Origin of the sequence: Streptomyces sp. NPDC006510, from assembly GCF_040611955.1 — a bacterium.
Lineage (GTDB): Bacteria > Actinomycetota > Actinomycetes > Streptomycetales > Streptomycetaceae > Streptomyces.
Genome location: NZ_JBEXPH010000091.1, coordinates 15531 through 33577 on the forward strand (window position 1 = coordinate 15531; position 18047 = coordinate 33577).

Here is an 18047-nt window from a genome sequence, read left to right on the forward strand (position 1 = left end):
GTCGGTTCACTGCCCGACGCGCCCAGGCTGGAGCACCTTGCTGAACAGTACGGAACCGCCCTGAGCCCGCAGCCGCACGGTCAACTCGCCGCTGTCGCCGTCGATGTCGACCTCCCCGAAGTACTGCGGCGACTCCATCGGCGACACGTTGGCCCGGTCGGGCGCCTGCACGAAGACCCGGTCGGGACCGAACGTCGCGTCGAGCGCGTTCGCCTGGAACTGACCGGCGGCCAGCGGCCCCGACACGAACTCCCAGAACGGCGCGAAATCCTTGAACACCGCACGCTCGGGCTCGTAGTGCTGCGCCGATGTGTAGTGCACATCCGCCGTCAGCCAGACCGTGCCGGTGATCCGACGGCGCTTGATGTACCGCAGCAGTTCCGCGATCTGGAGCTCACGGCCGAGCGGGGCCCCAGGATCGCCCTGTGCGACCGCCTCGAAGTCCGTCGCGCCGTCGGTGACCACCAGCCCCAGCGGCATGTCCGCGGCGATCACCTTCCACACCGCGCGGGACCGGGACAGCTCGTGCTTGAGCCACCTGAGCTGCTCGGCACCGAGGATGCCCGTCGTGTCGTCGGGCTGCCGGCCGGGGGAGTTGGCATTGCGGAACGACCGCATGTCGAGGACGAACACATCGAGCAGCGGACCGTGTCGCACCACGCGGTGCATCCGGCCCTCCCCGGACGCGGCATGCAGCGTGGACACCGGGAAGTACTCGCGGAACGCCCGCATCGAACGGGCCGCCAGCACGTCCACGTTCTTCTCGGTGTACCGGGCGTCGTCGAGGATCTGCCCGGGATACCAGTTGTTGCGTACCTCGTGGTCGTCCCACTGAACAATCGAAGGCACCTGGGCGTTGAACTCACGGAGGTTGTGATCGAGCAGGTTGTAACGGAAGTTCCCGCGGTACTCGGCAAGGGTCTCGGCGACCTTCGACTTCTCCTCGGTGGTGACATTGCGCCAGATCCGCCCGTCGGGCAGCGTCACGCTCGGCGCGATCACCCCGTCCGCGTAGATGTTGTCACCGCTGCACAGGAAGAAGTCCGGATCGAGGCGGCGCATCTCGTCGTACACCACATAGCCGCCGATGTCCGGGTTGATGCCCCAGCCCTGTCCCGCGATGTCGCCCGACCAGAGAAAGCGGACCCCGCCCCGGCGCCGGGCAGGTGCAGTCCGGAAGGTTCCGTACACCGGCTCCCCGGTACGGCGGGGGTCGTGGGGATCGGCGAGCGTCACCCGGTAGTGCACCTGCTCGCCCGGCGGCAGGCCGAACAACGGTGTCGTCCCGGTGAAGTCGGTGCCGGAACCGACGAGCGGACCGTGCCATGTACGGGCCCGCCGGAAGGACTCCGTCGCCGATGTCTCCACGATCATCCGGGCCGGCCGGTCCGACCGCACCCAGACCAGCGCGGAGGACGAGGTGACATCGCCCACCTGCACACCCCACGCCGCGCGTGGCCGGCCGGACAGCGCGAAGGCGGGAGCCGCGGCGCCCACCGCGGGGAGCGTGAGCGCGGCCGACACGGCGAGCGAACCGCGCAGCACACTGCGGCGATCAGGGGACGTAATTCGCGGACGGTACGACATCGAGGCGCCTCCGGGGCAGTGCTCAGCGGGACGAACGGGTGGCTGGTGGAGCGACCCCACCTTTGTGCCCGTCGGCGGCGCGCACACCAACCTCAGATGAACACCCGGCCCCCGCCGGTAGCCGGTCCGTTCGTGTCCCGACGCGCGGCCGCCAGCAGTCGTACGCCCTGCTCGATCGTGGGCGACGTCAGGTGCGCGTAACGAGAACCAGGCGCACCGCCCTGTCATCGCTCGACACGGTGCCGCGGGCACCGAGCGGCCGCAGGGCGACTCCGGCATCGGTCGCGCGCCATGAACACCGGCTCCGGTCCGTACTGTTCGGGCAGCGTGGCGATGATGTGGAGACCTGCGGCGATCCCGCTCACCTCGGTTCCGGGGAAATGCTCCGCCAGCATCGATGCGAGCGTGTCGCGGCGCTCCCGACAGGCGCGCTGACAGCGGCGCAACCGCCGGTCGTAGCCGCCCCGGGTGATGAAGTCGGCGAGGACCGCCTGGTCGACGGCCGGATTGCCTGGATCCGTCGTGCGCTTGCGGGCGACGATCTCGTCGGTCAGGGCCGCCGGTGCGAGGAGCCAGCCCAGCCGGAGCCCGGGTGCCGGCGATTTGCTCACCGAGCCGGTGTACGCGACATGCTCCGGGTCGAGCCCCTGCAGTGTGCCGACGGGTGCGCGGTCGTAGCGGAAGTCGCCGTCGTAGTCGTCCTCCACGACGCCATCGGCATGGTCGGCTTCAACCTTGCCGTTCTCGGCGCGGAGCGATCCGCGGAACCCGCCGTTCCTGGGGTGTTGGTGGGCTGCGCCCCGATTCTCGTCGCCGTACTCGTGCCACTCCTGGACGGCCGCCGGCCCACACACGGTCCTGTACTCGGCCGCGCTCGTCGCCGCCGGGGCCTTCACCGTCCAGGGCTGGGGCCGTGCGGACCTGGTAGGCATCGTCTGCTCGGTCGGCCCAGGCGAGGTCGGCTTCGCCGTCCTCGCCGTCCCGGTCCTGCGGCCGCTCGGACCGAAGCTGCTGTCCGCCACGGTCTGCGGAAGCGCCGCCGCCGAGTCGGCATGGCTCGGTGTGGTCCTGGACGGCGGCGGGGTTCTGTGGATGCCCACTCCGGGGGGAGGCGATCGCGCTGCTGTGGCAGGCGGCTGTGGTCACCTTCATCGGTTTCGTCTGCTGGTACATGGGCATGCAGCGCACCGGCGCCGAGCGTGCCACACTCTTCTCCGGCCTGATCCCGGTCTCCGCCGCGCTGACCGCACCGCTCGTCGGCACCGGTTCGTACGGCATCGCGCAGGTCGGCGGCAGTTTTCCGGTCGGGCTGGGGGGCGCCCTCGGATCGGGGGCCCTGTCGCGGAGCGGAGCGGCCCGGGGCGCGGATCCGGCAGCCGGTGCGGTGTGTGCGGTGTCAGCGGCTGGTGTCGAGAATGACGCGCGCCACGAGCGCCGGATCGTCGTTCATCGGCACATGACCGCAACCCGGCAGCCGGACCAGCCGGGCGTCGGGGATGGTGTGCTTGGCCCTGATTCCCTGCCGGCGCAGCAGGATCCGGTCCCGGCTGCCCCAGGCGACGGTCACGGGCAGCCCCGGCACATCGTCGGTGAACGCGACGTTCCGCCCGGTGGCGAGCGTCTGGTGGAAACCGGTCGCCTCGCGCAGGGCGATGGTCTCCGCGACGACGGCGTCGGGTGAACGGCGGGCGGGCCGGGCGTAGATGGTGCTGGTCAGTGCCGTGCGGCCGGCCGTGCTGTGCGAGAGCCGCTCGATCAGCGGGACCGGCATCGACAACGACGCCTGCCGCATCGCCCGCAGTGTCCCGAACGCGTAGCGTCGTTCGCTCTCGGTCCAGAAACCGGCGGGCGAGAGCGCCGTCACCGACCGCACCAGCTTCTCCCGGCCGAGCTCCAGTGCCAGCAGACCGCCGAGCGAATTGCCCGCCACATGCGGCCGGTCCAGGCCGATCTCCTCGCAGAAGGCGCCGAGCACCCTGACCACGGTCGGCAGGTCGTACGGCAGTCCGTCGGGCAGTTTCGGTGAGACGCCGAAGCCGGGGAGGTCGACGGCTGTCACGTCCCGCTCCACGGCGAGCACGGACAACACCGGGTCCCAGGCCTGACGGTGATGGCCGATGCCGTGGAGCAGGAGCAGCGGCTCGCCGGCGCCGGTCCGTTCATACGCCACGGACACCGTCCGAGGCCCTTGCGGTGAGTCGACGCTGAACGAGACCGTGGTGGCCATGCTGGGGCTCCCGGGGTGATCCGGCATGAAGGGGCCATGCCTGAAGGTGACTTAGACGTCTCGTCAATAACAATTACCGTTCAGTAGACTGCAGTTCAAGAGGGACGGGTGATTCGCGCTGGACACGGTGCGGCGGCTCGGCTGGGATGGAGGGGTGACAGCCGACACCGCGACCGATGTCTTCGAGAACCACCGCCCCGTGCTCACCGGCGTTGCCTACCGCATGCTGGGCCGCGTCGCCGACGCCGAGGACGTGGTGCAGGAGGCCTGGCTCCGCTGGTCCTCCGCATCCCGTGAGGACGTACGGGAGCCGCGCGCCTTTCTCGTGAGGATCATCACCCGCCTCGCCATCGACCGGCTGCGCCAGGTGCAGTCGCGGCGTGAGGCGTACGTCGGGCCGTGGCTGCCGGAGCCGGTTGTCACCGATTTCGGACCGGCCGTTCCCGACACCGCGGAGCGGGCTGTTCTGGCCGACTCGGTATCGGTCGCCGTGCTTGTCGTCCTGGAGTCCCTGTCGCCGCTGGAGCGAGCCGTCTTCGTACTGCGCGAGGCGTTCGGCTTTCCGTATGCGGAGATCGCCACCACCCTGGACCGGACCGAGGCCGCGGTGCGCCAGCTGGCGGGACGTGCGCGGCGCCATGTGGAGGAGCGCAAACCGCGCTACGACGTCGACCCGGCGCACCGCCGTGACCTCACCGAGCGGTTCCTCGCCGCGGCGGCGGGCGGCGACATCGAGGACTTGCTGGCCCTGCTCGCGCCCGACGCGCGGCTCGTCGGGGACAGCGGCGGAAAGTCCAGGGCGCCGCTGCGGATCATCGAGAGCGCCGACAAGGTCGGCCGCTTCCTCTTCGCCGTCGCCCACGACCAGGTCGAGGCCCTCGACTTCCGGTTGCTGGAGTTCAACGGCGGGCCGGGCCTGCTGTTGTTCCTGGGTGGAAAGGTCGACTCGGTAGTTCAGCTGGACATCAAGGACGGGCTCATCCAGTGCGTATATATCGTGCGAAACCCGGACAAGCTCACTCGATTCGCCGACCTTCCTGACGAGTAGCGATCCCCTGACCGCCGGTCGCACGCTCGACCGGCGTCGGTGACTCCGGTCCGCCGGGACTCCTGCCCCGCCCCTGTCCGAAGCCCCGCGTCCTGCCTGGTCGTGGGGCTCTGTGCTGCGCTCACCTCACAGCTTCACGAACGTCCTGTGAACGCTCTGCGGCAGAGCTCCGTTTCGCTGCGTGACCGACTCAGGATTGGTCTTGACCAAGGGTGTGTACCGTCCTATGGTCTCAACGTTAAGACAGGAACCTTTAATAAATAACGTCGCGGAATAGCCGCTGGGTGATTGCGGAGGACAGGGTGGGGACCACGCAGCTGGAATCGGTGCAGGAGCCGAAGTACTGGCACCTCAAGACCGTGCTCAGTGAGGCACTCGACTCGGACTTTGCGGTGGGGGAGATCCTGCCCAATGAGCGCGAGCTCGCCGCACGCTTCGGAGTCGCCCGAGCCACGCTCCGGCAGGCTCTGGAACAGCTCGAACTCGAAGGCAGGCTCCAGCGCCGCCGCGGGGTCGGTACCACCGTCGCCCCGCCGCGTGTCGGGGTCGCCGTCTCCACGGCACAGCGGGACTGGTCCGGCGGCGGTCCGGCGGAGGCCTGGCAGCCGGTGGACTGCTCGGTGGCGGTCGCGCCGTCGTCGGTGGCGGCCGTACTCGACGTGGAAACGGACGAGCCGGTACACATCGTGCGCCGGATACGGGTGACCCACGGACAGACGGTCGCGGCGGAGCTCCTCTACATCCCGTCGTCGTCCGTGCCCGAACTCTCCGCGATCGACGCTCCGTCCGGTCCGGCCCGGGCCCGCAGCGTCCTGCGTGAACTGCACCGCCTCGGCCTCGACGGCCAGGACCGGTCGGTGGAGCTCGGCTCGGCGCGTGTGGACGATGCCAAGGAGCTCGACCGGCTTCCCGGCGCTCCCGTGCTCGTCGTCACCACCCGCTACCTCGTGGCGGGCGGTACCGCTGCGCTCTCCGTCGCCACGTACCGGGCCGACACCTGCCGGCTCACCTTCGGCGACTCGGGCGAACTGGAGATCAGCCACCACGACCAGGAGCGCCAGGCCTCCTGAGTACGGCCGGCTCCGCCGGTCCTCGCCGGCACGCGCGGCCCGTCGCACTCAGCGGCGGGCCGTCACCGTTCCCTCCACCGCGAAGAGCTGCTCCTCGACGTGGTCGAGAGCCAGCCGCAGGGCACCGGTGGCCACCGCCGCCTCGCCGAGCAGCGACAGCGTGACCCGTGGCGGTCGAAGACAGTAGCGGGCCAGCTCGTTGCGGAGCGGATCCAGCACATCGTCCAGCCCGGTGGCCCAGCCACCGACCACCACGAGCTCGGGGTCCAGCGCCAGCACCAGTGCCGCCACGTCGTGCACCAGGCGCTGAATGAACCGCTCGACCGCCGCCTGTGCCCGGACATCGCCCTGCCGGGCCTGTGCGAACACATCGGCGACCGCGGGCTCGTCCAACGGATCCAGCGGAGTGTCCGTCGTGGACAGCAGCCGTTCCGGAGTCACTTCGCGGCCGAGCAGGTGCAGCGCGCCGATCTCGCCCGCTGCACCGCCGAAGCCGCGGTGCAGTCGCCCGCCGATCAGCGAACCGGCGCCCGGGCTCAGACCTGCCAGAACGAACACGATGTCGTCGGATTCGGTGGCCGCACCCTTCCAGTGCTCTGCGACCGCCGCGGTATTGGCGTCGTTCTCCACCAGGACGGGACAGCGGAAGGAGCGCCTCAGTCGCTCACCCAGCGCGAGACCCGTCCAGCCCGGCAGGGCGGTTCCCAGCCGCACGGTCCCGTCGGCCTCCACGATGCCGGGACTGCCGACGCCTACCGCGCGCAGACTGCTCCTGGCCACACCCGTCCGCCGCAGAAGATCGGCCACCACGGCCCTGACCTTGTCGAGCCGGTCGTCGGAGCAGGCCGTCTCCGACACCTCGCGGGCGCCCGCGCCGATGATCCGGCCGTCCAGCCCCGAGAGCAGCGCGGAGACGCGATGGGGGCCGATCTCGATACCGAGCAGATGCCCGGCCTCGGCACGGAACCGGAACCGGCGGGCCGGTCGCCCCTGGCGCCGGGTCTCACCCCCGTCGGGCACTGACTCGACGACCAGTCCGGCCTCGAAGAGCCCCTCCATGACGCCCTCGACCGTCGGACGGGACAGTCCGGTGATCCTGGTCAGGTCCGTCAGAGTAGGGGAGTCGGCGCCGCGCAGAGCGTGCAGCACCACCGCGGAATTGATGCGTCGCAACAGCGACGGATCCCCACCGGTCAGCCGGCCCACGGTGTGTCCTCCCAGCTCGAGCGCATGTCAGGCGGATGGTACTCGTTGCCCAGGTGCGGGGCGACCGTGGGCCGCGGTGGGTTGCTCCGGGCAGGGACTTCAGCCCGGAGCGACAAACCCGGATTCGTACGCCGCGATCACCGCCTGGGTACGGTCCCTCGCACCCAACTTGGCCAGTACGGCACTGACATGGGTCTTCACCGTCTCGACGCCGACCACGAGCTTGGCAGCGATCTCGGCGTTCGACAGGCCACGGGCCATCAGCCGGAGAACCGCGGACTCCCGCTCGGTGAGCGCCGCCCGGTCCATGGCAGCCCGCGCCTTGTTCGTCCCGTACTCGGCGGCGAGCTGCCGGACCGCCGCCGGGAAGAGCAGTGACTCACCCTCGGCGACCAGACGCACCGCATGCACGATCTCTGCGGGCCGGGAACGTTTGAGGAGAAAACCGTCCGCACCGGCACGCAGCGCCTCGTAGACGTACTCGTCGTTCTCGAACGTGGTCACCACCAGGATCTTCGGCGGATCGGGCACCGTGCGCAGCACCACCCGCGTGGCCTCGATGCCATCCATCAACGGCATCCTGACATCCATGGCCACCACATCGGGGCGCAGCTGACGCAGCAACGGGATCACGGCGGCGCCGTCGCCCGCCTCGCCCACCACCTCGATATCGGGCTGAGCCTCAAGGACCGCGCGCAACCCCGCGCGGACGAGGGGTTCGTCATCGACCAGAAGTACGCTAACCGGCATTGGGCCAGCCTAGGCCGTTCAACGGAAGGCTCGCCTGCACCCGCCATTCCCCCTCGTGCGGACCTGTCCTGGCCTTCCCGCCCAGCAGCGCGGCCCGCTCCCGGATGCCCCGCAGCCCGCTCCCGCCGCCCGGCGCAGCCGTCGAATTGGTGAGCGGATTGGTGACCTCCAACTCCAGTCGGGCGTTCGCGACGGTGATCCGCACACGCACGGAAACCGCCCCCGAGTGACGTAGCACATTGGTGAGCGACTCCTGAAGGATGCGATACCCCTCGCGGGACACCGCGCCCGGGACCTGCTCCAGCGGGCCCGACACGTCCGCGTCGATCTTCGCACCCGAACCGCGCGCGGAGTCCAGGAGCCGGTCCGCTTCCACGAGCGTCGGCCGCTGCCCCATCGGTGTCCCCGATTCGCGCAGCACCCGCAGAACCCGCTCCAGATCATCGAGCGCGTCCCGGCCGGTCTCCTCGATCGCGGTCAGTGCCCGTTCGGTGAACTCCGGATCCTGAGCCGCCCGGGCCGCGCCGGCCTGCACGACCGCGACCGTCAGCGCGTGCCCGATCGAGTCGTGCAGCTCGCGCGCGATGCGGTTGCGCTCCAGCAACTGCTCAGTACGCTCCTCCAGCGCGGTCAACCGTTGCACCGGTGAGGGACCGAGCAACTGTTGCGCGCCTGCGGTGATCAACCGGCCGGCCAACACGACGACGGCAAGCAGTGTCAGCACGGGCACGGGTGTGAGCAGGCCGTACCACCAGTGCGGCTCGACCCCGCGGACCAGCCACTGGGCGCTCGGGTCGGTGCCGGTGGCGGCCAGGACCAGATCGACGGCGGTGCCGGGCAGCCATACACTCGCGCACCCCACTGCGACCGCAAACAGCAGGCGTATCTCCAGCCACAGCACGGTTCTCCAGCGATCCGCCCATGTGGCCGCGGCGGTCGTGGAGATCGCGGCATCGGGTCTGCCTCTTTCCTCGGGCATGAGCAGAAGTTGTGCCTGAACCCCCTCGGCGAGCCGCATACCGGGCAATAGGCCGACCGGTACGGCGAAGATCATGGGCGCCCAGGGAGTTGCCGGCGAGATGAACATCCACACACTGCAGACCGCACCCGGGAGGAGGAGATGCAGCCACCGGGTGTAGGTGACAGATGCGGCGAGCGGGCGCAGAAGGCGGAACATGCTGCAATCGTGTCAGCCCGCACGGGTGCGGCGGCTCCCCCGCGCGAGGGAGATGATCCCCACCTGCGCGGGAGGCAAGGAACCGGGCGTGGCCGCGAAGCTGAGGACATGACCAGCATCGACGTCCTTGAGCTCACCAAGGCATACGGTACGACCCGCGCCGTGGACAACCTCACGTTCAGTGTGCGACCCGGGCGCGTCACCGGCTTTCTCGGCCCCAACGGCGCTGGCAAGTCCACCACCATGCGACTTGTTCTCGGCCTTGACCGGCCCACCGCCGGCAGGGCCACGATCGGCGGGCAGCTCTACGCCACACTCGACGATCCGCTGCGTCGGGTGGGCGCCCTGCTGGACGCCCAGGCCGCCCACGGCTCGCGCACCGCACGGAACCATCTGCTCGCCCTGGCGGTCAGCAACGGCCTCGATGCGCGCAGAGTCGAGGAGGTCCTGGAGGAGGCAGGCCTCGGCGAGGTCGGCGGAGCCCGGATCAAGACCTTCTCACTCGGCATGCGGCAGCGGCTGGGTATAGCGGCCGCCCTGCTGGGCGACCCGGAGGTCGTGATGCTGGACGAGCCGTCGAACGGCCTCGATCCGGAAGGCATCATCTGGATCCGGGAGCTGATGAAACGGCTCGCCCGCGAGGGACGCACGGTCCTGGTCTCCAGCCATCTGATGAACGAGACCTCGTCGTTCGCCGACCACCTCGTGATCCTCGGCCGTGGCAGGCTCCTCGCGGACCTGCCGATGCAGGAGTTCCTGGACTCCCGCGGCAGGTCCCGCGCGCGAGTGCGCACGACCGAACCCACGCGGCTGCGCGATGTCCTGATCCGCAAGGGCTACGACCCCGCGCAGGGTGAGGACGGCTGCTGGACCATCGAGGGTGCGAAGGCCGGTGAGGTCGGGGCGATAGCTGCCGCCGAAGGTATTGCTGTCCTTGAACTCGCCGATGAGCAGGCCACGTTGGAACAGGCTTACCTCGACCTTACCGCCGACGCGACGGAATTCGCATCGGCGTCGATCTCATCCGCCGACCGTCAGGAGGCCTGACCATGTCGACCACCGCAGTGCTGCGCTCCGAGTGGATCAAGATCAGATCGGTCCGGTCCGTCACGGGATCCCTGATAGCCGTCCTGGTCGTGACACTTGCCGTCACCTTGCTCGTCTTCCCCACCATCGGCCAGTCCGAGGCGGACAATGCCGACGCCGAGTTGGTCTTCGGTGCCTTCTACGCACTGAACTTCGGCCAGATCGCGGCCATCAGCTTCGGAGCGACCGCGATTTCCTCCGAGTACCTCAACGGAGCTCTGCGGATATCGCTCGCCGCTGTGCCACGCCGCAACCTCTTCTACGCTGCCAAAGTCGCCCTCGTCGGGGGGCCGGCACTCGCCATCGGCCTCGTCACCAGCTTCGGCGCCTTCCTCCTGGGACAGCTGTTCATGGGGAAGTACGCGATTGACCTAGGGGAGCCGGGTGCCCTGCGGGCAGCGTTCGGGGGCGGGATCTATCTGGCGCTGATGGCCCTGTTCGCGGCTGGGTTGACTGCCGTGCTGCGCAGCGCGGTAGCCGTGCTCAGCCTGCTCATCCCGTTCGTGCTCATTGTCTCCTTCGTGGTCGGTGACGTCGCAGGCGGTGCCGCGCAATATCTTCCTGACCAGGCGGGACAGTTGGTGCTTCACCAGAACCCCGAAGGGAGCCTCGGACCGTGGGGTGGACTCGCAGTGACGGCGGCTTGGGCGGCGGCTGCGCTGCTGGCAGGTTGGTGGGCGGTCCGACGCAGGGACGCGTAACCCGCGGCAGGGACGTGTAACCCGCTGCCACGATTTCACTGCGGAGCAGGAGGGCTGAAAGCACCTCAAAGCTTATGGCAAGGAGCGGCTTGTCAGTGCCGGGCGGTTTACTGGCGGCATGACCACCGCACATCACCTCCGCCTCATCGACGCGATGCGCAGCTCGGACTTTCCCACGGAACGTATCCGATCAGGCTGGGGAATCAGCGGGCCCGGTTATCACACGGCGTCCCTGCATGCGGACGTCGATCACTGGGACGACGACGAGGTGCGGAGACTGGAACACCGGGCCCAGTGCCTCGCAGAGCATGACGCCTTGCTGACGCTGCTGACCAGCCGTTGGGGTGAGCCGCAGATGATCAGCCTGTGGAGTGCACAGGAGCGGATGATCGCCGGAGAGGAGATAGCGGAGGCATGGGCCGAGACGGTTGCGGGCTGCGAGTTCCTTCAGCTCTGGAGGATCGAGGAGCGGTGGATCGCCATCGGGCTCTACCTGGAGGAGGAAGGACCGGGGTGTGAGCTGAATGTGGTGGTGACGAAGATCGATCCGCCGTGACATGAGCAGGCAGTTGCGGGCCGGACAGATCCGGATCCGCCTGCGATGGGGGTCGGCCCGGGGCACCGTTTGCTGCGGCGGTCCCGAATGCCCCCTGTCCCGGGCGGGTGCAGATGGCCGACGTATGCGCGGTGGGCCGGGGCGTTGGTCGGGGATGGGGCCGGCGCTCGCCCGGACCTTTGGCCAGGCCCAGTCCAGCCCGGCCCAGTCCCGGCCGGGCCCAGCTCGGCCCAGCCCAGCCCGGCCCAGCTCGGCCGGGACCGTACCGGCGGGCGTGACACACGCTGTGGTGGCAGGCACGGATGACGACCACCGGTACGGGGCCATCGGCGCCAGGGCCCGGCTCATGGCCGCAAATAGGAGGCCATGAGCCGAGCCCTCGTGCAGGCGCCGGGTGTCAGGGGCTTTCGGTGGGGACGGTGGCGCTGTGGTCGACGCGGGTGAGGAGGCGTCCGTACTCCTCCGCCATCGTCTGAGCGGTCCAGTGGGCGTTCAGGCCGCTGGGGTTGGGCAGGGCCCAGACGTGGGCGCCGCCGATCGTGTGGTCCTGCGGACCGATCCGTGCGGTACGCCTGCCGAAGGCCGTGCGATATGCCGTGACCCCCACGACCGCCAGCCACTGCGGTCGCAGCAGTTCGACCTTGGCCGCCAGGATCTGGCCGCCCTCGCGGAATTCCTCGGCGGACAGCTCGTCCGCCCGAGCAGTGGCCCGGGCGACCACATTGGTGATGCCGAGGCCGTATCGCAGCAGCTCGGCCTGTTCGGCCGGCTTCAACTGCCGGGGTGTGAAGCCCGACCGATGGAGTACCGGCCAGAACCGGTTGCCGGGGTGGGCGAAGTGGTGGCCCGTCGCGCCCGTCATCAGGCTCGGGTTGATCCCGCAGAACAGCACACGCAGGCCGCCCGCGACCACATCGGGAACGGTGCGGTCGCGGGCGGCCTGGAGCTCTTCGGGCGTCATCCGGCTGTGGTCGTGGCTGTCAGAGGATGGAGCCCGGCGTGTATGCGGCGGCCTCGGGGCGCTGCTTGGCGATCTCCTCGATGCGCGAGATCAGCGCGGTGACCTGGTCGCCCGCCGCCCCGGTGAAGGAGAGCTTGTCGGCCATCAGCGCGTCGAGCTGAGCGCGGTCCAGCGGGATGCGGTCGTCCGCGGCCAGCTTGTCGAGCAGCTCGTTGCGCTCGGCACCCTGCTCGCGCATGGCCAGGGCCGATGCGACCGCGTTCTCCTTGATCGCCTCGTGGGCGACCTCACGGCCGACGCCCGCGCGCACCGCGCCCATCAGGACCTTGGTCGTGGCGAGGAACGGGAGGTAGCGGTCCAGCTCACGGGCGACGACGGCCGGGAACGCCCCGAATTCGTCGAGCACTGTCAGGAAGGTCTCCAGCAGGCCGTCGAACGCGAAGAAGGCGTCCGGGAGCGCCACCCGGCGGACCACGGAGCAGGACACATCGCCCTCGTTCCACTGGTCGCCCGCCAGCTCGCCGGTCATCGACGCGTAGCCGCGCAGGATCACCATCAGGCCGTTGACGCGCTCGCAGGATCGGGTGTTCATCTTGTGCGGCATCGCGGACGAGCCGACCTGACCCGGCTTGAAGCCCTCGGTCACCAGCTCGTGCCCGGCCATCAGACGGATCGTCTTGGCGACCGACGAGGGCGCCGCGGCCAGCTGGACCAGCGCCGTCACCACGTCGTAGTCGAGCGAGCGGGGGTAGACCTGGCCGACCGATGTGAAGGCCTGAGCGAAGCCGAGGTGTGCGGCGATGCGCTGTTCGAGGTCGGCCAGCTTCCCGGCGTCGCCGCCCAACAGGTCGAGCATGTCCTGCGCCGTACCGACGGGGCCCTTGATGCCCCGCAGCGGGTAGCGGTCCAGCAGATCCTCCAGCCGCCCGTACGCCACCAGGAGCTCGTCGGCAGCGGTCGCGAAGCGCTTGCCGAGCGTGGTCGCCTGCGCGGCGACGTTGTGGGAGCGACCGGCCATGACCAGCTCGCGGTACTCGCCCGCCAGCTTGCCGAGCCTGGCCAGGACCGCCACCGTGCGGTCGCGCATCAGCTCCAGGGAGAGCCGGATCTGCAGCTGCTCGACGTTCTCCGTGAGGTCCCGGGACGTCATGCCCTTGTGGACCTGCTCATGGCCGGCGAGGGCGTTGAACTCCTCGATCCGGGCCTTGACGTCGTGCCGGGTGACCTTCTCGCGCTCGGCGATCGAGGCCAGGTCGACCTGGTCGAGGACACGTTCGTAATCGGCGAGCGCGGCGTCCGGGACCTCGATCCCGAGGTCCTTCTGAGCGCGCAGCACCGCCAGCCACAGCTGGCGTTCCAGCTTCACCTTCTGCTCGGGGGACCAGAGGACGGCCAGCTCCGTGGAGGCGTAGCGGCCGGCCAGGACATTGGGGATGCGAGGCTTCGCAGACACAGCAGTCACGTGTCCTGATTCTACTGGCGGTTTGTGCAGGCCTGCGCCGCGGTCCGGTTTGTGGGTTGCTACGAGAGCGGAGTCGGGTCGACCCGGCGCCACGTTGCCACCGGGCCGGGCTCGCGGGCGTCCTCGGGGGTGACCCAGAACCCCCTTCCCAGTTCGGAGCTGTACTGGGCGCCCGTGCGGCCGTCTCCGGAGGAGCGGCCGGTCAGGCGGCGGCCGATCCACGGCATCAGGTGCTCACGGGCGAAGCGGAGGTCGTCTACGCGTCGCCGGGCCCACCTGGGCGGTACGGCGGTCGGCAGTGGCGTCCGCCAGTCGTTCTCCGGAGGCAGGCCAAGCGTCTGCCAGACCGCCTCCGCCACCCTGCTGTGTCCGTCGGCCGTCAGATGCAGCCGGTCGACGTCCCACAACCGGGGATCGCCCAGTGCCGGTGCCCCGTACAGATCGACGACCACTGCTCCGTGCCGGGACGCCAAGTCGTCGACCAGCGCGAACAGCTCCTCCATCCGCGGACGGAAACGCTCCATCACCGGACCGTTGCGCCCCGGGCTTCGCATGAGAACGAGCTGCTTGCACGAGGGTGCGAGACGTTCCACGGCCTCTTCGAGCCGTCCGCGGACCATGCCCATGTCGCACTTGGGCCGCAGTGTGTCGTTGAGTCCGCCGACGAGGGTGACGACATCCGCCCGCATGGCGGCGGCCACATCGATCTGTTCGTCGACTATCTGGCCGATCAGCTTGCCCCGCACGGCGAGGTTCGCGTAGCGGAATCCCGGGGTGCGGGCGGCGAGCCGTCCGGCGAGGACGTCGGCCCAGCCGCGGTACGAACCGTCGGGCAGCAGGTCCGACATGCCCTCGGTGAACGAGTCGCCGACCGCGACGAGACTGCTGTAGGAGGCATTTATTTCCATGGCGATGCGATCGTATCGCGGTGGGTTCGGCCCCTTCCGGAGTCCGCGGCTGCCCAGGGGCACGCCGCGGATCCCGCTGTGGCAGGGGCCGCGGCCGGTATCCGGACCGCGGCTCCTATGCCGGTCAGCGTGCCTTCGGGCGCCCCACCAGTTCGCGGAGCACGTCCTCCATGGTGACCATTCCGGCCAGCCGGTCGTCCTCGTCGAGAACCGCCGCCAGGTGCGTACGGCTGCGCCGCAGTGCGGTCAGGACGTCGTCGAGCGGTGTGTCGGCCCGGACCCGGGCGATGGGGCGCATCGCGGTCACCGGGAAGGGCACATCGCGCGGCGTGGCGTCGAGGGCGTCCTTCACATGGAGGTAACCGAGGATCCGCTCCTCGCTGTCCATCACGGGGAAGCGCGAGAAGCCGGTCTCGTACGAAAGCCGTTCCAGCTGCTCCGGTGTGGTCCCGATCCTGGCGTACATGACCCGGTCCACCGGCATCACCACGTCACGCACCGGGCGACGGCCCAGCTCCAGCGCGTGGTGCAGTCGCTCGGCCGAGCGGTCGTCGACCAGCCCGGCGTCGCCCGCGTCCGTCACCAGCCGGGCCAGTTCGTCGTCGGAGAACGTGGCGGACACCTCGTTCTTCGTCTCGACCCTGAGGATCTTGAGCAGCGCGTTGGCGAAGGCGTTGATCGCGAAGATCACCGGGCGCAGCGCCCTGGCGAGGGCCACCAGCGGCGGTCCGAGCAGCAGCGCGGCGCGTACCGGCTCCGCGAGGGCGATGTTCTTCGGCACCATTTCGCCGAGGAGCATGTGCAGATAGGTCGCCACGGACAGCGCGATCACGAACGAAATCGGATGGATCAGCCCGTGCGGCACGCCCACCGCGTCGAAGACGGGCTCCAGCATATGCGCGAAGGCCGGCTCGGCGACGATACCGAGCACCAGCGTGCAGAGGGTGATGCCGAGCTGTGCCGCCGCGAGCAGCGCCGAGACGTGTTCCAGGCCCCAGACGACGCTGCGCGCCCGCCGGTTCCCGGCCTCGGCATCGGGCTCGATCTGGCTGCGGCGTACGGAGATCAGCGCGAACTCCGCCCCGACGAAGAAGGCATTGACGACCAGGGTCATCAGTCCGATGAAGAGCTGGACGGCGATCATCGTGCGTCCTCCGTCTGCTCGTCGTCACCGGGCAGTGGCGCGTGCAGCAGGGCCCGCGCGGCGCGGCGTCCGGACGCGTCGACCACATCGATCCGCCAGCCCGCCAGCTCCACCGCGTCACCCACGGCGGGGATGCGGCCGACCTCGGTGGCGATCAGCCCGGCGAGTGTCTCGTACGGTCCGTCCGGCACCCGCAGTCCGATCGTCTTCAGTTGGTCGATGCGCGCGGCTCCGTCTGCCGACCACAGGGTCCGTCCGTCGGCGTCCTCGCCGGCCGGTGCGAGGTCCGCGGTCTCATGCGGATCGTGCTCGTCGCGCACCTCGCCGACCACTTCCTCGACGATGTCCTCCAGCGTCACGACTCCGGCGGTGCCGCCGTACTCGTCGATGACGACGGCCATGGCGACCTTGCCGGACAGCTGGTCCAGGAGCCGGTCCACCGTGAGGGTCTCCGGTACCAGGAGGGGTTGGCGCAGCATCTCCGACACGCGTGTACGGGACCGCTGCTCGGCGGGGACGGCCAGCACGTCCTTGATGTGGGCCACACCGACGACGGTGTCCAGGCTGCCGCGATAGACGGGGAAGCGGGACAGGCCCGTCGCCCGGGTGGCGTTCGCGACGTCCTCGGCCGTCGCCTGCACCTCCAGCGCGGTGACCTGGACCCGGGGGGTCATCACGTTCTCCGCCGTCAGTTCCGCCAGATTCAGCGTGCGGACGAACAGCTCCGCCGTGTCCGCCTCCAGCGCACCTGCCTTCGCGCTGTGCCGGGCCAGCGCCGCCAGCTCCTGCGGGCTGCGCGCGGAGGCCAGTTCCTCGGCCGGTTCCAGACCGAAGCGGCGCACGATCCGGTTGGCGGTGTTGTTGAGGTGGCTGATGAAGGGCCGGAAGACGGCGGTGAAGGCCCGCTGCGGCGTGGCCACGGTCTTCGCCACGGCGAGCGGGGAGGAGATCGCCCAGTTCTTCGGGACCAGTTCACCGACGATCATCAGGAACACGGTGGACAGCGCGGTTCCCAGGACCAGGGCCACGGAGGACGCCACGCTCGGGGAGATACCCAACGCCTCCACCGGACCACGGATCAGTTTCGCGATGGACGGCTCGGAGAGCATGCCGACCACCAGGTTGGTGACGGTGATGCCGAGCTGAGCGCCGGACAGCTGGAAGGTGAGGCTGCGTACGGCCTTCATGGCGCTCGCCGCGCCCCGCTCGCCCCGCTCGACGGCGCGTTCGAGCTGTCCGCGCTCGACCGTCGTCAAAGAGAACTCGGCCGCGACGAAGGCGCCGCAGGCCAGCGAGAGCAGCACTGCCACGAGCAGTAGAAGCACTTCGGTCATCGGTTCACCTCCGTCCCATGATCGGGCAGGGACAGGGGGATCGCTCGGTGCCGGTGATGTCGACTACTGGGAGGCTCGCCCATGGGCGGACGCTCACACCTTTCGGAAGGATCGGACGGGAAGACAACCATAGTAAAGGATCGGCAAAGTTGGTTGATCTCTCGGTGATCTTCTCAACCGGTGAGTGGCTTCACCCAGCGCCGCCAGTGATCCTCGCGGTGGTAGCCACCCGCGGCCCATGTGTGGTGCGCCCGTTCGTTGGCCTCCAGGACCATGGCGTCGACCCGTCGCCCGCCCAGCCTGAGGAATCGCTGTTCCGCCGCTTCCATCAAGGCGGTGGCGATACCTTGCCGGCGGCAGTCGGGGTGCACGGCCAGCCGGTAGGCGGAACACCGCCAACCGTCGAAACCCGCTATGACGGTTCCCACGAGACGTCCGTCACGTTCCGCCAGCAGCAGCGCTTCGGGGTCCCTCGAAATGAGCCGGGCCACGCCGTCGTGGTCGTCGCTGATGCTCGTTCCTTCTGCGGCCCCGCGCCAGAACCGCAATACGGTGCCGACGTCCGCGGGGCCGGCGCGGCGTATGTGGAGATCACTCATGGGGTGAGCCAAGCAGAGCGCCGATCCGTTCGGCGAACCATTTCGGCAGCAGTCCAGGGTTTGGCGCCAGCCCGTTGCTCAGTAGGCGGAGTTGACGTTGTCGATGGATCCGTAGCGGTCGGCGGCGTAGTTGGCGGCCGCGGTGATGTTGGCGACGGGGTTGGTGAGGTCGTGGGGGGTGCCGGCGACGTGGTAGGCGTTGAAGGTGGGCTGGATGACCTGGAGCAGGCC

Annotated in this window: 17 protein-coding genes and 2 pseudogenes; 6 read left to right on the forward strand and 13 right to left on the reverse strand. The window is 69.5% G+C overall.

Going from position 1 to position 18047, the window contains the following annotated elements; genetic code table 11:
* Positions 1-6 precede the first annotated feature (6 nt).
* Positions 7-1587: an alkaline phosphatase D family protein gene (locus ABZY11_RS25200; protein ID WP_356481310.1), complete on the reverse strand. Its 1581-nt coding sequence runs from the start codon at positions 1585-1587 to the stop codon at positions 7-9.
* 92 nt (positions 1588-1679) lie between these two features.
* Positions 1680-2297: pseudogene (locus tag ABZY11_RS25205) on the reverse strand (PLP-dependent aminotransferase family protein); the annotation flags it as partial.
* Here ABZY11_RS25205 and ABZY11_RS25210 point away from each other — a divergent pair.
* Positions 2298-2932: pseudogene (locus ABZY11_RS25210) on the forward strand (EamA family transporter); the annotation flags it as partial. It abuts the pseudogene before it with no gap.
* A 51-nt stretch (positions 2933-2983) separates the two neighbouring features.
* Here ABZY11_RS25210 and ABZY11_RS25215 read toward each other — a convergent pair.
* Entirely contained in the window at positions 2984-3814 is an 831-nt protein-coding gene (locus ABZY11_RS25215) for an alpha/beta fold hydrolase (protein WP_356481311.1), read from the reverse strand.
* Positions 3815-3968: 154 nt separating this feature from the next.
* Here ABZY11_RS25215 and sigJ point away from each other — a divergent pair, with 154 nt between their 5' ends.
* Positions 3969-4862 carry an RNA polymerase sigma factor SigJ gene (gene sigJ, locus ABZY11_RS25220; RefSeq protein WP_356481312.1) on the forward strand — a complete coding sequence of 298 codons (894 nt, stop codon included), beginning with the start codon at positions 3969-3971 and terminating at the stop codon, positions 4860-4862.
* Between the two features lie 302 nt (positions 4863-5164).
* Positions 5165-5932, forward strand: a complete 768-nt coding sequence (locus ABZY11_RS25225; RefSeq protein WP_356481313.1) for a GntR family transcriptional regulator — start codon at positions 5165-5167, stop codon at positions 5930-5932.
* Between the two features lie 48 nt (positions 5933-5980).
* Here the strand turns inward: ABZY11_RS25225 and ABZY11_RS25230 are convergent, their stop codons facing one another.
* From ABZY11_RS25230 to ABZY11_RS25240, 3 genes are all read right to left on the reverse strand, one after another.
* Positions 5981-7138: an ROK family protein gene (locus tag ABZY11_RS25230; RefSeq protein ID WP_356481314.1), complete on the reverse strand. Its 1158-nt coding sequence runs from the start codon at positions 7136-7138 to the stop codon at positions 5981-5983.
* A gap of 99 nt (positions 7139-7237) precedes the next feature.
* The gene (locus ABZY11_RS25235) at positions 7238-7888 is read right to left on the reverse strand and encodes a response regulator transcription factor (protein ID WP_356481315.1); all 651 of its coding nucleotides are present in this window, start codon (positions 7886-7888) and stop codon (positions 7238-7240) included.
* Complete coding sequence (locus tag ABZY11_RS25240) at positions 7878-9065, reverse strand: sensor histidine kinase (RefSeq protein WP_356481316.1); 1188 nt, start codon at positions 9063-9065, stop codon at positions 7878-7880. The genes ABZY11_RS25235 and ABZY11_RS25240 overlap by 11 nt, the downstream gene beginning before the upstream one ends.
* Before the next feature lie 108 nt (positions 9066-9173).
* Here ABZY11_RS25240 and ABZY11_RS25245 point away from each other — a divergent pair, with 108 nt between their 5' ends.
* The 3 genes from ABZY11_RS25245 (at position 9174) to ABZY11_RS25255 (ending at position 11408) form a co-directional block, all read left to right on the forward strand.
* Positions 9174-10112, forward strand: coding sequence for an ATP-binding cassette domain-containing protein (locus ABZY11_RS25245; protein WP_356481317.1), 939 nt, complete (start codon positions 9174-9176; stop codon positions 10110-10112).
* 2 nt (positions 10113-10114) lie between these two features.
* Entirely contained in the window at positions 10115-10852 is a 738-nt protein-coding gene (locus ABZY11_RS25250) for an ABC transporter permease (RefSeq protein WP_356481318.1), read from the forward strand.
* Positions 10853-10970: 118 nt separating this feature from the next.
* On the forward strand, positions 10971-11408 hold the full coding sequence (locus ABZY11_RS25255; RefSeq protein WP_356481319.1) for a hypothetical protein: 438 nt from the start codon (positions 10971-10973) through the stop codon (positions 11406-11408).
* A 397-nt stretch (positions 11409-11805) separates the two neighbouring features.
* Here ABZY11_RS25255 and mug read toward each other — a convergent pair whose 3' ends face one another.
* From mug to ABZY11_RS25290, 7 genes are all read right to left on the reverse strand, one after another.
* The gene (gene mug / locus ABZY11_RS25260) at positions 11806-12369 is read right to left on the reverse strand and encodes a G/U mismatch-specific DNA glycosylase (RefSeq protein WP_356481320.1); all 564 of its coding nucleotides are present in this window, start codon (positions 12367-12369) and stop codon (positions 11806-11808) included.
* A gap of 19 nt (positions 12370-12388) precedes the next feature.
* Complete coding sequence (gene purB, locus ABZY11_RS25265; RefSeq protein WP_356481321.1) at positions 12389-13831, reverse strand: adenylosuccinate lyase; 1443 nt, start codon at positions 13829-13831, stop codon at positions 12389-12391.
* Positions 13832-13890: 59 nt separating this feature from the next.
* Entirely contained in the window at positions 13891-14739 is an 849-nt protein-coding gene (locus ABZY11_RS25270; RefSeq protein WP_356481322.1) for an SGNH/GDSL hydrolase family protein, read from the reverse strand.
* Between the two features lie 124 nt (positions 14740-14863).
* Complete coding sequence (locus ABZY11_RS25275; RefSeq protein ID WP_356481323.1) at positions 14864-15883, reverse strand: hemolysin family protein; 1020 nt, start codon at positions 15881-15883, stop codon at positions 14864-14866.
* Entirely contained in the window at positions 15880-17217 is a 1338-nt protein-coding gene (locus tag ABZY11_RS25280) for a hemolysin family protein (RefSeq protein WP_356481324.1), read from the reverse strand. The genes ABZY11_RS25275 and ABZY11_RS25280 overlap by 4 nt, the downstream gene beginning before the upstream one ends.
* A 173-nt stretch (positions 17218-17390) precedes the next feature.
* Positions 17391-17816 (reverse strand): GNAT family N-acetyltransferase, encoded by a 426-nt coding sequence (locus ABZY11_RS25285; RefSeq protein ID WP_356481325.1) that lies wholly within the window; start codon positions 17814-17816, stop codon positions 17391-17393.
* A 78-nt stretch (positions 17817-17894) separates the two neighbouring features.
* Positions 17895-18047: transglycosylase SLT domain-containing protein (locus tag ABZY11_RS25290; RefSeq protein ID WP_356481326.1), on the reverse strand; the 153-nt coding region annotated here is incomplete at its 5' end.

Coding starts and splice junctions, on each gene's coding strand:
- ABZY11_RS25245 (WP_356481317.1), top strand. CDS start 9,174: ATGACCAGCATCGACGTCCTTGAGCTCACCAAGGCATACGGTACGACC.
- ABZY11_RS25275 (WP_356481323.1), bottom strand. CDS start 15,883: ATGATCGCCGTCCAGCTCTTCATCGGACTGATGACCCTGGTCGTCAAT.
- ABZY11_RS25215 (WP_356481311.1), bottom strand. CDS start 3,814: ATGGCCACCACGGTCTCGTTCAGCGTCGACTCACCGCAAGGGCCTCGG.
- ABZY11_RS25285 (WP_356481325.1), bottom strand. CDS start 17,816: ATGAGTGATCTCCACATACGCCGCGCCGGCCCCGCGGACGTCGGCACC.
- ABZY11_RS25280 (WP_356481324.1), bottom strand. CDS start 17,217: ATGACCGAAGTGCTTCTACTGCTCGTGGCAGTGCTGCTCTCGCTGGCC.
- ABZY11_RS25250 (WP_356481318.1), top strand. CDS start 10,115: ATGTCGACCACCGCAGTGCTGCGCTCCGAGTGGATCAAGATCAGATCG.
- ABZY11_RS25255 (WP_356481319.1), top strand. CDS start 10,971: ATGACCACCGCACATCACCTCCGCCTCATCGACGCGATGCGCAGCTCG.
- ABZY11_RS25270 (WP_356481322.1), bottom strand. CDS start 14,739: ATGGAAATAAATGCCTCCTACAGCAGTCTCGTCGCGGTCGGCGACTCG.
- ABZY11_RS25240 (WP_356481316.1), bottom strand. CDS start 9,065: ATGTTCCGCCTTCTGCGCCCGCTCGCCGCATCTGTCACCTACACCCGG.
- ABZY11_RS25200 (WP_356481310.1), bottom strand. CDS start 1,587: ATGTCGTACCGTCCGCGAATTACGTCCCCTGATCGCCGCAGTGTGCTG.
- ABZY11_RS25235 (WP_356481315.1), bottom strand. CDS start 7,888: ATGCCGGTTAGCGTACTTCTGGTCGATGACGAACCCCTCGTCCGCGCG.
- mug (WP_356481320.1), bottom strand. CDS start 12,369: ATGACGCCCGAAGAGCTCCAGGCCGCCCGCGACCGCACCGTTCCCGAT.